The sequence below is a fragment of the Salegentibacter echinorum genome (genome assembly GCF_900129445.1).
In the GTDB taxonomy this organism is placed as follows: Bacteria; Bacteroidota; Bacteroidia; order Flavobacteriales; family Flavobacteriaceae; genus Salegentibacter; species Salegentibacter echinorum.
Genome location: NZ_FQVT01000002.1, coordinates 154,993 through 167,752 on the forward strand (window position 1 = coordinate 154,993; position 12,760 = coordinate 167,752).

At 36.5% G+C, this 12,760-nt stretch carries 11 protein-coding genes; 3 read left to right on the forward strand and 8 right to left on the reverse strand.

The window, feature by feature from the left end; all coding sequences use genetic code 11:
- The 3 genes from BUA71_RS04400 to BUA71_RS04410 form a co-directional block, all read right to left on the reverse strand.
- Positions 1-1,683 carry a DUF6909 family protein gene (locus BUA71_RS04400; protein WP_072877155.1) on the reverse strand — a complete coding sequence of 561 codons (1,683 nt, stop codon included), beginning with the start codon at positions 1,681-1,683 and terminating at the stop codon, positions 1-3.
- Between the two features lie 7 nt (positions 1,684-1,690).
- On the reverse strand, positions 1,691-3,190 hold the full coding sequence (locus BUA71_RS04405; protein ID WP_072877157.1) for a GH3 auxin-responsive promoter family protein: 1,500 nt from the start codon (positions 3,188-3,190) through the stop codon (positions 1,691-1,693).
- A 168-nt stretch (positions 3,191-3,358) separates the two neighbouring features.
- Positions 3,359-4,228 (reverse strand): M23 family metallopeptidase, encoded by an 870-nt coding sequence (locus BUA71_RS04410; protein ID WP_072877159.1) that lies wholly within the window; start codon positions 4,226-4,228, stop codon positions 3,359-3,361.
- 452 nt (positions 4,229-4,680) lie between these two features.
- Between BUA71_RS04410 and tatA the strand changes: the two genes are divergently transcribed.
- A complete protein-coding gene (tatA, locus tag BUA71_RS04415) occupies positions 4,681-4,893 on the forward strand; it encodes a twin-arginine translocase TatA/TatE family subunit (RefSeq protein ID WP_072877161.1) in 213 nt (70 codons plus the stop codon).
- A gap of 50 nt (positions 4,894-4,943) precedes the next feature.
- Here tatA and BUA71_RS04420 read toward each other — a convergent pair whose 3' ends face one another.
- The 3 genes from BUA71_RS04420 to BUA71_RS04430 form a co-directional block, all read right to left on the reverse strand.
- Entirely contained in the window at positions 4,944-5,933 is a 990-nt protein-coding gene (locus tag BUA71_RS04420) for a DUF4837 family protein (RefSeq protein WP_072877163.1), read from the reverse strand.
- A 25-nt stretch (positions 5,934-5,958) separates the two neighbouring features.
- Positions 5,959-7,539 carry a lytic transglycosylase domain-containing protein gene (locus tag BUA71_RS04425; RefSeq protein WP_072877746.1) on the reverse strand — a complete coding sequence of 527 codons (1,581 nt, stop codon included), beginning with the start codon at positions 7,537-7,539 and terminating at the stop codon, positions 5,959-5,961.
- Between the two features lie 96 nt (positions 7,540-7,635).
- The gene (locus BUA71_RS04430; protein WP_072877165.1) at positions 7,636-8,820 is read right to left on the reverse strand and encodes a phosphoglycerate kinase; all 1,185 of its coding nucleotides are present in this window, start codon (positions 8,818-8,820) and stop codon (positions 7,636-7,638) included.
- Between the two features lie 236 nt (positions 8,821-9,056).
- On the opposite strand from BUA71_RS04430, the gene BUA71_RS04435 reads away from it, so the two are divergent.
- The gene (locus BUA71_RS04435; RefSeq protein WP_072877167.1) at positions 9,057-10,211 is read left to right on the forward strand and encodes a DNA polymerase III subunit; all 1,155 of its coding nucleotides are present in this window, start codon (positions 9,057-9,059) and stop codon (positions 10,209-10,211) included.
- Positions 10,212-10,213: 2 nt separating this feature from the next.
- On the forward strand, positions 10,214-10,609 hold the full coding sequence (locus tag BUA71_RS04440) for a DoxX family protein (protein WP_072877169.1): 396 nt from the start codon (positions 10,214-10,216) through the stop codon (positions 10,607-10,609).
- Positions 10,610-10,863: 254 nt separating this feature from the next.
- On the opposite strand, the gene BUA71_RS04445 is transcribed toward BUA71_RS04440, so the two are convergent.
- Together BUA71_RS04445 and BUA71_RS04450 are read right to left on the reverse strand one after the other, a co-directional pair.
- A complete protein-coding gene (locus BUA71_RS04445) occupies positions 10,864-11,376 on the reverse strand; it encodes an OmpH/Skp family outer membrane protein (protein ID WP_072877170.1) in 513 nt (170 codons plus the stop codon).
- A 397-nt stretch (positions 11,377-11,773) separates the two neighbouring features.
- Positions 11,774-12,607: a class I SAM-dependent methyltransferase gene (locus BUA71_RS04450; RefSeq protein WP_072877172.1), complete on the reverse strand. Its 834-nt coding sequence runs from the start codon at positions 12,605-12,607 to the stop codon at positions 11,774-11,776.
- Positions 12,608-12,760 lie beyond the last annotated feature (153 nt).

Sequence of the window (12,760 nt, forward strand, 5' to 3'; positions counted from 1 at the left end):
TTAAGATTTAAAAATTTGTTCGAGAATTTTTTCGGTAATAAGATAAGTTGGTTTTACACCACTGGTACCCAAACCTCCCGAAGCAAGAGTACTACCCGTTTCCAACGGATTATCTGAGGCGTAATACGCATATCTAACCTTTACATCTTTCTTTATACTACCGCGCAGTTTAGAGGCGGCCTGTATGGCTTTTTGATAATGGGCACCCTCCATTTCAAGCCCGCTCACATTCCAGGTAGAATCGTGGAAAAACTTTAAAATATCCCGGTTTTGCAGGGAAGTTCCCAAAACGGTAATCATAGCACCATCTACCACATTCATCCCGTGTCCTTCAAGATCATCCCTTGTCAATTCATTTTTAAACGGATAATTATCTGCCGTACCTTCAAAAAGGTGGGCTGAAGGAATCATAATATCTCCTTTTCCGCCTTCCAAAATACCGGCTTTTCCCATAATGGAGATCGATTCTACGTTTATTTTAATTTCATCCCCTTCAAAAGTATAAGGTTTTAAAAGCTCATCTAAAGTTTCGTAGGCCTGTTCCCCAAAAGCGTAGTCCATCACAATAATTACAGGTGCTTCTTCTTTGGTTTTAATATCTTTATCTCCATATTTCCCTTCCAGTTTAGCCGTATCAAATATTTGTACGTCAATATTGGTTCCACTTTGATCGCCCAGAAAAGTCATTCCATTATCCAGCGCAGCTTTCATTACCTTAGTCCTTAATTTGCCATTGGCATTATTACTAAGCGCCTCATAAATTTGCAGCGGTTTTTGTTTCTTCAACTCTGTTTCTAAAGCCAAAGGAGTGTAAAGCGTATTCATCACACTATGCATATTGGCACTTATTATGTGTAAAGGCCGGTGCATAAGGTTTTCTTTAATAAGATGCTGCTTGATATTATCTGCCCAAATTTCGCCGTGAATATGATGTCCAAGTCGTTCGCGAAGCACGGGACTAAAGGTAATAATACGTTTTTTGTTCTCTAAGACTTCAGAAATTGCCAGTTTTCCCAACCAGTAAATTATAAGTAAAAAACGTTCGGGACTATCGGCCTGGGCGAACTTTTTATGTATTTCTGAAACTTCAAAGAAAGTCCTACCCAAAATATTTGCCGTGTGGGTTAAGGCAACTTCTCGCTGCGTTTTATCTAAGGGTTCTTCCTGTAAAACTGCTTTTTCCAGTTTTTGCCAATCGCGGGTCACCTGCCCTTCTTCATCTATCACGACGCTACGCATAATTTTATGTGATTCAACAAAGAGAAAAGTGAGGTGCGTAAGGATATCATAAATTTCTGAACGCCCCCTGGTGATCTCAATATTCATTTGCTCCTCGTCTATCCTATAACAATTACGGCGTCTTTTTGGCGGAACGATCGCTTTAAAATGTGAATTTCCGTAGCCTTCGTCACTGGTAAGGTTAATAAACCGGCATTCTTCAATTCCTTTAGGCAACCTGTCTATAACATATAACAAACCACTAAGCTCTGCTTTATCACCCGAAATAGAACCATAAATTTCTGGCCTTAAAATAAGTAAGGATTCTCTAAGCGTTTCGCCAGAGACTCCCATGGGTTTATAAAATCCGCGGTTAAAAAGATGTCTCATGGTAATATACATACGCTCTATGGCGTGAGTGCTTTCTTGCGCACGGGTGCGACCCAGCAGTTTTAAGTTTATCATTTGTTAATTATGAATTAATTATTTTCTCCAGAACTTCGGCTATTTTTCTATCGTTTGCCAGTCTGGGCAGTTTATTTTGTCCGCCTAATTTTCCAATGGATTTCATATACTGTTGAAAACCATTCTGCGGAACCCGGCTTATTTTTAAAGGCTGAAGGATTTTACCTTCAATTAAATCGAAATAATAAGAATTTTGACGTTGTAAATTTTCGTCTAAAATATTACTGAATTTAGACAAGTCTTCGGGAACTTTTTCAAATTCTATAAACCATTCGTGGTATGGTAATTCGTTGTTTGCAGGAGTGATATTTGGTGCCACGGTAAATTCACTAATCTGCGCATTAGTTTTACTCACGGCCAATTGCATGGCTTCTTCCACTTCTTTGGCTATCACATGTTCTCCAAAGGCCGAAATAAAATGTTTAATCCTGCCAGAAACGATCACGCGATAAGGTTTTGTACCGGTAAATTGTACTGTATCGCCAATGTTATAGGCCCAAAGCCCGGCATTGGAGGAAACCAACATCACATAATTAACATCCGTTTCTACCTCTCCAATGGTGAGCCTTTTAGGGTTTTCATCAAAAAACTCATCGGCTTTTATAAATTCATAGAACATGCCGGCATCCAGTTGCAGTAGCATTCCCCTTTCATTTTGTTTATCCTGAAAGGCAAAAAAGCCTTCTGAAGCGGGATATAACTCAATACTATCTACTTTTCTGCCAATAAGGTTTTCAAATTTAGATCTGTAAGGCTCATAATTTACTCCACCATAAATAAACAACTCAAAATCAGGAAACAGGTCTCCTACTTTTTTCCCGGTTTTTTGTTGTAATCTTTCAAAATACATCTGCACCCAGGAAGGAATTCCGCTAATCACACTCATATTTTCCTTAAGTGTTTCTTCTACTATAGCATCTACTTTTGTTTCCCAATCTTCAATGCAATTGGTTTCCCAAGTGGGCATCCTGTTCTTTTGCAAATAGGAAGGCACGTAGTGGGCTACAATCCCAGATAATCTACCGAGTTTTACGCCGTTTTTCTCTTCCATCTCGGGACTGCCCTGTAGAAAAATCATTTTTCCATCTACAAATTTGGCATTTCCTGTTTCGGCGATATAACACAGAATGGCGTTTCTAGCAGCATTGATATGGGAAGGCATGGATTCTTTTGTAAGTGGAATATATTTTGCACCGCTGGTTGTTCCAGATGTTTTGGCATAATATAAAGGTTTCCCCGGCCACAAAACATCGGGTTCACCGGCTACCATTTTATCAACATAAGTGCGAAGCTGCTCATAATCCCGCACGGGAACGTTTTTTGCAAAATCTGAATAGGTTTTTATGTTTTTAAAGTCGTGATCTCTACCAAATTGGGTATTGCTGGCTTTTGCTAAAAGCTCTAAAAAAACCTTTTGCTGGGTTTCTTCCGGTTGAGAAGCCCATTTATCAATTTTATTCCTGATGTGTTTAGCAAAAATTTTTGCTCCAAAAGATTTTAAAGACATAGTGTACTTTAGAAATTTAAAGATGGTTTTTTCTCCCATCCTGCTCTTTGGCAACTTAATTGGAAACCAGCCTAAATAAGGCTTTAAGCGCTTCCGAAGAACATTTTAATGATTCAAAAACCTCATTAAGTTCCAATAGAACTTATTTTCGGGTAAAGGTCGTAATTTTTAATCAAAATCAATATAATCTTCAGGATCTACCGGCACGGCTTCGTTCCAAAGCTCGAAATGCAAATGCGGCCCGGTGGTATATTCCCCCGTAGAACCGGCGGTTGCAATCACCTCGCCCCTTAGCACGCTTTCCCCCTGTTCTTTGGTTAGAGATGCATTGTGTTTATACACTGATAGCAAACCGTATTGATGTTTCACGATAATCACATAACCCGTTTCGGCCGTCCATTCAGAAAAAATAACGCGTCCATCTGCCACAGATTTTACCGGTGTATTTTTGGGTACGACAATATCTATGGCATAATGTTTTTCCCCGGCATCAAAAGTTTCAGAAATACTTCCTTTTACAGGGGGAAAAAGAGAGAAATCTATATTATCTGTCGCGGCAGGCAAAACATTGTATTTGTCTTCCTGCGCCACCTCTTCCCTTAACAGCGAATCGGCCCGGGAAGGTTCTATAGGTTCAATTTCTTCACCCATTATAGGGTTTTGAAATATCGAATCCCTGCTTAGGCCCGTTGTATCTGCCCTGCCGCTCAAAACATCTTTTATAGCACTTAAATATTGATTATTGATCTTAAGTACCTGTTGTAAAGAATCTGACTTATAGGCCAATTCTGTGGCCTGCCGCTTTAAGTGCGCCGAAGAATAACCCGGAATATATTCCCTTAAAGGCGTGAAAGCAATAATAATCGTGGTTGCGGCAATAAGTATAATTGCACTTAAAGTTAAGCTTACAAAGAGGTTGAGCCTGGTGAGCTTAAAGGAAAGTCGTTCTTCAAAAGTATCTTCATTTAAAATAACCAGCCGATATTTATGAAGCAGCTTTCGGGTAAATTTTTTTCTTTTTAGATTATTTTTAGCCATAACTAATACAAAGATAAATTAAAAAATTTCTGAAATGCAGATGCTTTCAATCCAGATTATTCATAAAACTATTAATATGGCCTAAAGCAATTAATCTTGAATATTCACGAGATTGACCTCAACACTTTACTGCAACTAAATAGCACTTCGCTTGCAAGATTAATATAACGTAAAATTAAGCGCTTTTAAACTGAGCAACTATCCAGCCAGATGTTAATTTCCTACAATAAGTTCTAAAACTGATTTTAGTAGTTAAGCTAACCCCAGTTATAAAGAACATTCTCAAAAAATAAACAAAACATCAGAGGGTACTTTATAGCATGATTATTTGGATTTCAAGGCAGAACACAGAGCATCTAAATCTCGATTATCGAGTAATATCTTAAATTTTAGCTATAATAAGGTTCGTTTTCTTTTATTCTTAGTAAATTTGTGTTATTAAACTTGAAATTATGAACGCATTTATTTTACCCTTAGCAATTGGTGCCCCACAAATTATTTTAATTGTGGTAGTAATATTGTTACTATTTGGAGGACGAAAAATTCCGGAATTAATGAGAGGCTTAGGTAGCGGTATCAAAGAATTTAAGGACGCGTCTAACGACGATAGCGATAAAAAAGTCACTACAGATGATGATAAGAATTTCTCTGAAGAGAAAAAATAACATCATTTAAATAAAGTAGAAAACCCCGATTTAATCGGGGTTTTTACTTCTTATTCTTTATTGCTCTTTATCCTGGCAGATTGTAAAATAGCATCTATCTCAAAGACATTGTCCCTTTTGCTTTGCGAAGGTGAAAATACAAAACCTTCAACTATCAGGAATCGATCATTTGCTTCATCTTTTATAGCATAATTTACAAAAGGACCCGCCATAAAAGCATTTTTCACTTCCCAGGTGCCTCGTGTTTCGTAAGCAAATTTCCCGTCTATTTTAGTTTCAAATAAATATGGAGCGTAGGCCTCTTCGGTAATCATATAACTGCCCTCGGTAGGACCGGGAATATGGGCTTTACCAATAGAATCCCGCATTTTAATAATATTTCCAACAATATTTGTATCGGCTTCAATAGTTTTTATAGGAACTTCATAAATAAGAATCTCCATATTTCCCTTCGGAATTTCCTTTCTTATCCACACAAAATCATCTTCAACTTTAGCATACCGATAAGCCGTTGGAAACTTTAGTGAAAGATTGAATTTTTCCTGAAGCTGCTCATCAGATGCTAAAGATTTACGCATTCTACGTTGCTTTTCCTTTAGCTCGGTATTCTTAAATCTCTTTACCAGTTCTTCAGAATTCTCGTTTATTTCTTTAATTAATTCATCCTGGTTTTTCCCGGTAATGATTACCCCCGTCTGTGGCCTTGCATAAAGGTTTTCTACTACTCTTTTGCCGGCTTCCCCTTTTTGGATAGAAATAAAAGAACGATTCTTACGGGCGAATCCGGTAAAGGTTTCCGGTGGAATCTGGCTAAGTGAAAACATTGGCTCTTCCTGCGGTAAACCATTTACGGCAGCGGCAAAATTATCCCTTATTGCCTCCCCTACTTTACCTTCCCATAAACTGTTTTTAATTACCAACGTAATTTGATTGATATTTCCTGAAGAGTCTGAGAGTATTCGCTTTTCTTCTTTGTCCTCATTACTTTTACAAGCTACCAAAAGAGCAAGACTAAAGAAGAGAATAAGTACTTTTTTCATATTTATTAATTTGGTTTAGAGATGATTAACCTTTAGAAAGTTTTAATTTCATACCAGGTCTCAGGCTTTTATTGCCCATATCATTCCAAACCCTCAAATTTTGTACCGTAACCCCAGGAAACTTACGAGAAATACTCCAAAGCGAGTCTCCTTTTCTTACTATATAGGTTTTCTGAGCTGCTTTTTGGCTCTTTTTAGTAGTATTTTGAACCGTTGCACTCGGTTTACGGGGATAAATAGTTAGGTATTGCCCTATGCGTATATTATTACTTCTTAAGTTATTCCAGCGCTTAATACTGCTTACCCGCACTCCATGCTTCTCGGCAACCTTTCCCAAATAATCTCCACTCCTAACCCGGTATCTAATTTTATCTTCGGCTTTTGTATATCTTGGTAGTTCATCTTCTTTTTCAGCCAAATCCTTTTCAGCATAATTATAGATCGCTGCTTCATTAGCTACAAAAGCACCACTGGCTTTATGAGGTAGCCTAATCATATAATCCTCATCTTCTACAAAGGGAATAATATCGAGTTTGTAACTAGGGTTAAGAAACTGAAGCATTTCTTTATCCACACCGGTAACTTTTGAAATTTGATCGAAAGTAATCAAGTCTTTTACCTTAATGGTATCGGTTTCAAAAAAAGCAATTTCCGGTTTTGGAGGCTGAAAATTATGCTCTTCGGCATATTCAAAAATGTATAAAGTAGCCAGGAAAGCTGGTACATAACCCGCTGTTTCACGTGGTAAGTACCTTCTCAATTCCCAATAGTTATTAGATCCACCGCTTCGTCTTATAGCCTTAGAAACATTCCCCGGCCCAGAGTTGTATGAAGCCAAAACCAGGTCCCAATCTTTAAAGGACCTATAAAGATTTGCAAGGTATTTCGCTGCGGCCTCGGTGGACATTTGTGGGTCCATACGCTCATCTACATAACTGCTTATATCCAGCCCGTGAGCCTTTCCCGTTCTGTACATAAATTGCCAAAGTCCTGTTGCCCCCACCCAGGATTTTGCTCTTGGGTTTAGAGCAGATTCTACAATAGCCAGGTATTTAATTTCTAACGGAATATCATACCTGTCTAACTGCTGCTCAAACATTGGAAAATAATATTCACTTAACGCCATAAGCCTTTCCATAGCGCCTTTATTTCTCTTAAGATAAGAGTTAATCACGCTTTCTAAAATAGGATTATACTCCACATTAAAAGGGGTACGGGCATTGAGTTTTGCCAATCTTGCCTTTAGTGTATCGGTGGGAAGTTGTTTTATTACTTCTTTTTCATAATTCTGCTCTCTAATATTTTTATAAATAGAATCATAAAGATTAGAATTTGTAAGCTGTGCTTTCCAAACAGAGTCGATTTCTGCAGCTCTGGGAAGATCTTTAAGGGAGACTTTGGAAGAGTCTCTTATCACGGCAGAAATTGGTAATCTATCCCTAAATTCGGGATCTGGTTGTGTGAGAATAATTTCGGTACTGTCTACTTTTTGAAATACCTGTACTCTAAAATTCGCCTTTTCTTCTTGTTTTTCTTTTGCTTCTTCCTGCCCGTGCATACCAAGGCCCAAAAGAAAAATAAAAGATGAAATTATCTGCTTAACCATAATTTTATAAAATTTAAAAAGAGCTTGTTTAATTAAAAAGTTTAATCTGTATTTAAACAAGCTCTTAAAGAACGTAAAAATAAAGGTTTTCTTGCTTTATTTTTCGATTGCCTGGATTCCCGGTAAAGATTTACCTTCTAACATCTCCAACATCGCACCACCACCGGTTGAAACGTAGCTTACTTTATTTTCAAAACCAAACTTCTTCACAGCGGCAACAGAATCTCCTCCACCTACAAGAGAGAAAGCGCCGTTTTTAGTAGCTTCGGCAATAGAATTTCCTAAGGCAATGGTACCTTTCGAAAAAGTGTCCATTTCAAAAACACCCAGGGGTCCATTCCAAAGGATAATTTTAGATTTCTGGATAACCTCATCAAAGTTTTTAATACTATCTGGCCCGGCATCAAGTCCCATCCAATCATCGGGAATTTGGTCTATTTTTGAAGTTTGAGTCTTAGCCTCTTCAGAAAAACTATCGGCAATTATAGAATCTACCGGTAAATGTACTTCCACATTTTTTTCTTTGGCTTGTTTTAAAATATCAAGCGCCAATTCTTGTTTATCTTTTTCTACCAGGGAATCGCCAATCTTACCACCCCGGGCAAGAATAAAGGTATAGGCCATTCCACCGCCAATAATCAAATGATCAATTTTATCAAGGATGTTTTCGATCACCGTTATTTTTGAAGAAACTTTTGCCCCACCTAATACCGCAGTTACCGGTTTCTCTTTGCTATTTAATACTTTGTCAAGGTTTTTTATTTCTTTCTCTAATAGGAAGCCAAAACATTTATTTTCAAAATATTTAGCTACGATAGTCGTAGAAGCATGGGCGCGGTGCGCGGTACCAAAAGCATCATTTACATAAATATCGCCCATTTGTGATAATTCTTTGGCAAAAGCTTCGTCGCCAGCTTTTTCTTCTTTGTGAAACCTTAGGTTTTCTAAAAGTAAGATTTCCCCGGGTTGGAGCTCATCGGCAGCTTTTCTAGCTTCTTCGCCTACACAGTCATTCACAAATTTTGGCTCTACCCCAATAATTTCTGCTACTTTCTGTACAATATGTTTTAGGGAGTACTTTTCTTCTTTTCCATCTGGTCTTCCCAGGTGCGACATTAAAACCACACTGCCACCGTCCTCCAGTATTTTTAGTATAGTTGGTTTTGCCGCTTCAATTCGGTTAGCATCGGTTACCTTTCCTTCTTTATCTAATGGCACATTAAAATCTACTCTAATTAATGCCTGTTTTTCTTTAAAATTAAAATCGTTTAAAGTCTTCATTATAACTATACATTTTAGTGGCCATCGCTTATCGATATCATTAAAATAGGAAATCCCGGCCGTTTTTACTAATTCCTATATCAATCCTAATTTTTCCTATATTTAAATTGTAAATTATCTAAAGGAAATACTAAGAAAGATTCATAATTCTACTGAAGCACTTCGCTTCAGCCCATGTTAACCACAAATATAATTTTTTCCGAAGAAATTAAAGTCTATAAATTTTATATTTGCCTATGCTTTTTGAAGAAATAATAGGATTACATCATCTAAAGAAACACCTCACCACCACGGCAGATAGAGGTAGAATTCCGCACGCACAACTTTTTGTAGGTAACAGCGGTAGTGGAACCCTGCCATTAGCGATTGCTTATGCGCAATATGTGCTCTGCTCCAATACTAACGGGGAGAATTTAAACGGAAACGATTCCTGCAACCAACGATTTAAAAATCTGGGACATCCAGATTTACATTTTGCTTTTCCCGTAGCAGGAAATCAAAAGGTAAAAAAACACCCGGTTTCTTCTCATTTTTTGGAAGAATGGCGCGAATTTATAAAAACCAATCCTTACGGAAATTTGTACGAATGGTATCAAAAATTGGGGATCGAGAATAAACAGGGACAAATTGGGGTAGATGAGGCACAGGATGTAGTAAAATCGCTTTCTCTAAAATCTTATGAAGGCGGCTTTAAAATTATGATTATTTGGATGGCTGAAAAAATGAATATTTCTGCCGCAAATAAATTACTAAAGCTTATAGAAGAGCCGCCAAAAGACACCTTATTTATTCTTATTACTGAAGATGAAGAACAAATAATTCAAACCATAAGATCGCGATGCCAAACGCTGTATTTTCCTCCTTTACCAATGGAAGAGATCGCAAGGTTTCTAGAAGAAAAAGAAGCTTGTGAAAAAGCGGAAGCATTAAAAATTGCCCATCAGGCTAATGGGAGTTATACCAAAGCTTTGCAATTGTTTAAAAAAGACTCGGGCGATGAACAATTTGAAACCTGGTTTATTACCTGGGTACGTGCCGCTTTTAAAGCTAAAGGCAACAAAGCTACCGTACTGGAGCTCATCTCCTGGAGTGAAGAAATAGCAGGAAAAGGTCGTGAAACGCAAAAGAGCTTTTTACGTTATTGTCTCGATTTTTTTAGACAGGCGTTGGTGCTAAATTATAAAGCTGAAAAATTGGTTTATCTGGAGCCTAAAACTGCGGGATTTAAATTAGAAAAGTTTGCCCCCTTTGTTCATGGCAACAATATTAAGGATATTACCGAAGCTTTAGAAAATTCAATTTACCATATAGAACGAAACGGAAATGCTAAAATTATTCTTACAGACCTTTCCATAAAATTAACCCGATTTTTACATAAAAAAGCCGCCTAAAAATGAATTATTTTACCACTTATATAGCCGAAATTCTTATTCTCATTTTTATTTTAATCACCTTTTTACAGTCTGGAATTGATAAGGCTATGGATTGGAAAGGAAATACAGGTTGGCTTAAGGAACATTTTGCCAACACCTTCCTTGCAAACCAGGTACCTTTAATGGTAGGTATTTTAATGATTATTGAAGTAATCACCGGGATACTGGCGATCTTGGGTATTATTTGGTTTATCGCTTATGGGGAGAGTTCCTTTGGATTATATGCCTGTGTATTAGCCGCTATTACACTTCTCATGTTACTCTTTGGACAAAGGGTCGCTAAAGATTACGCCGGGGCTTTTACCATAACCGGATACTTTGTGGTGGTTATTTTTGGAGTTTATATTATGTCTTAAATTCGTCTTGCCGGTTAAAGAAAATTGTAGAATATCCTAAAAATAAAAAGAGCTGCCTCAAAACATAGTTTAAGACAGCTCCTTTTATTCTAGAAATAGGAATCTAATTAACCCGCATAATTCACGTGATTAATGAAAAGTGCCTCTTGGTGCGGGTTAACCCCGACTTAGTTGTACCCATTTTTGAGTATCAAAAATGTTGGTGAAACTTAGTCGCAGTATAGCTCTGAGATTCTTCTCTTGAATATTTTGGGTTAATTCTTTTTATAATCTTTATTTAATTCCGTAAGAATTTCATCGGTAAGATCGCGTCCATCTTCTGCATACATAATATTGGCCGATTCGTTAGAGCCAAAGATATAGGTATATCCATTTTCCTTTCCATACTCCCCAACATAATCCTTAACTTTTTCTACAATAGAATCTATCACAGCGTCGCTTTCTTTTCTTAATTGATTTCCCTGCATTTGCTGCTGCTGCTGAATTCTTTGTTGTTTCTGCATTAGCTCCTGCTCCTTCTCTTTTCGCTTAGCCTGAGACATTTTATCCATTTCAGATTGGTAAGCTTGAACTTCTTCCTGAAATTCCTTAGCCATAGCATCTAATTGCTTCCTCACAGAATCTGATTTTGTAGAGAACTCGGCTTCTACATCTTTCATCTCTTTGTATTCCTGAATTAATTGGGTAGTGTCAACATAAGCCGTTTTTTCCTGGTTACAGGAAGTTAGAAAAACAGCTAACACTAAAATCATTAAAAATTTCTTCATTGTCTTTTGAATTTGTTTGCGGCAAATGTATGAAAGTTAAGCGGTATTATTCAAACCCGAATAAATCAAATACTAAGCTTTTTTAGTCACAGAAGAATAAGATATTCATGGTCACAGGGCACCTAGTTTTGAATAATCAATATTCTAAATAAATACAAAAACAATTTAGAGCTTTTCTCAAGTTAAAAATAAAGAAGTGTTCAGTTGAGAATTTAACCCGTTTTATTTTGAGAAATAGATCACCATAAGGATTTCTTATAAGAAAACTTCATTCGATAATTAATAAATATAAAAAATGACTTAAATGGCTTTGTTTTTACTTCATAAAAGACAAAAGACAACACTAACCTCTATTATGTATAAGAAAACGTCTTAAACGGCTTTAAAATGGGTTTTCTTAGTCTTTTTGAAAGAAATAAGTCAATGAAGAGTATTCTGAAGTATGTCGGGCTTTTAAATTTGACTTCCCTCCTATTTTAAGTGCTTTTAAAAAATTCGATTTACCAGATCTATTTTTTTCTGAAAGCAAGCTTACATAAAATGCATCAAAAATAAGTGGCCTTGTTTCTACTTTCTTAAAATTATAAGATTCAAATAATTTGGTAATGCCAGCTTGTGAGAAATGCCATAAATGTCTAGGCACATCATAAGCCGCCCAAAATTCCTGGTAATAGGCTGCATCAAAACTTTTAAAATTCGGTACGGCAATTACTGCAATTCCCCCCGGTTTTAATAATCTATTTAATTCTTCTATTTGAATATCTAAATTTGGCACGTGTTCTAATACATGCCACATAGAAATAACATCGAAAGAATTTTCTTTAAAATTAGCGGAATCCTTTTGTAATTCAATTCCTTTTTCCAGTGCCAATTTTCTTGCCTGGGTATTTGGTTCAACTCCTGCAACGATCCAGTTTTGTTTTTTAGCTGAAAATAGAAAATCCCCGGTTCCTGCACCAATGTCTAAAATTTTATTTCCTTCAGCAATTGAATTTATCCACTTCAATTTTTGTTGAAGCATATAATTTTTTACGCCCTGGTATATTTTATCGGTAAGAGATTTTTTAGCATCGGTATGCGAAATATAATTTTCACTTTCGTAATAAATTGCTAAATTTTCAGGTTTGGGGAGCGTTTCTAAAATCTCAAAATCATTAAGCAAACGAAGCTGAAATTCTTCCTTAGAAACTAAATAATCTTTACAAATGATTTGAAAATCTCTACTGGGCATAAAAGAATTTTTGATCTGGATTTTTACTAATAGACGCTTTAAATTTTTAAACGAATATTTAATTTATCAATATTGGTTATTGTAAATGAATTAATATTAGCATTCTCAGGTAATGATTTTTCAGACATATTTGGATGAATTTTTTCCCTCAAA

Excerpts from the sequence above, each read along its gene's own strand:
- BUA71_RS04420 (WP_072877163.1), bottom strand. The coding sequence starts at position 5,933 with ATGAAAAAAGTACTTATTCTCTTCTTTAGTCTTGCTCTTTTGGTAGCT.
- BUA71_RS04430 (WP_072877165.1), bottom strand. The coding sequence starts at position 8,820 with ATGAAGACTTTAAACGATTTTAATTTTAAAGAAAAACAGGCATTAATT.
- tatA (WP_072877161.1), top strand. The coding sequence starts at position 4,681 with ATGAACGCATTTATTTTACCCTTAGCAATTGGTGCCCCACAAATTATT.
- BUA71_RS04435 (WP_072877167.1), top strand. The coding sequence starts at position 9,057 with ATGCTTTTTGAAGAAATAATAGGATTACATCATCTAAAGAAACACCTC.
- BUA71_RS04440 (WP_072877169.1), top strand. The coding sequence starts at position 10,214 with ATGAATTATTTTACCACTTATATAGCCGAAATTCTTATTCTCATTTTT.
- BUA71_RS04410 (WP_072877159.1), bottom strand. The coding sequence starts at position 4,228 with ATGGCTAAAAATAATCTAAAAAGAAAAAAATTTACCCGAAAGCTGCTT.
- BUA71_RS04400 (WP_072877155.1), bottom strand. The coding sequence starts at position 1,683 with ATGATAAACTTAAAACTGCTGGGTCGCACCCGTGCGCAAGAAAGCACT.
- BUA71_RS04425 (WP_072877746.1), bottom strand. The coding sequence starts at position 7,539 with ATGGTTAAGCAGATAATTTCATCTTTTATTTTTCTTTTGGGCCTTGGT.
- BUA71_RS04445 (WP_072877170.1), bottom strand. The coding sequence starts at position 11,376 with ATGAAGAAATTTTTAATGATTTTAGTGTTAGCTGTTTTTCTAACTTCC.
- BUA71_RS04405 (WP_072877157.1), bottom strand. The coding sequence starts at position 3,190 with ATGTCTTTAAAATCTTTTGGAGCAAAAATTTTTGCTAAACACATCAGG.
- BUA71_RS04450 (WP_072877172.1), bottom strand. The coding sequence starts at position 12,607 with ATGCCCAGTAGAGATTTTCAAATCATTTGTAAAGATTATTTAGTTTCT.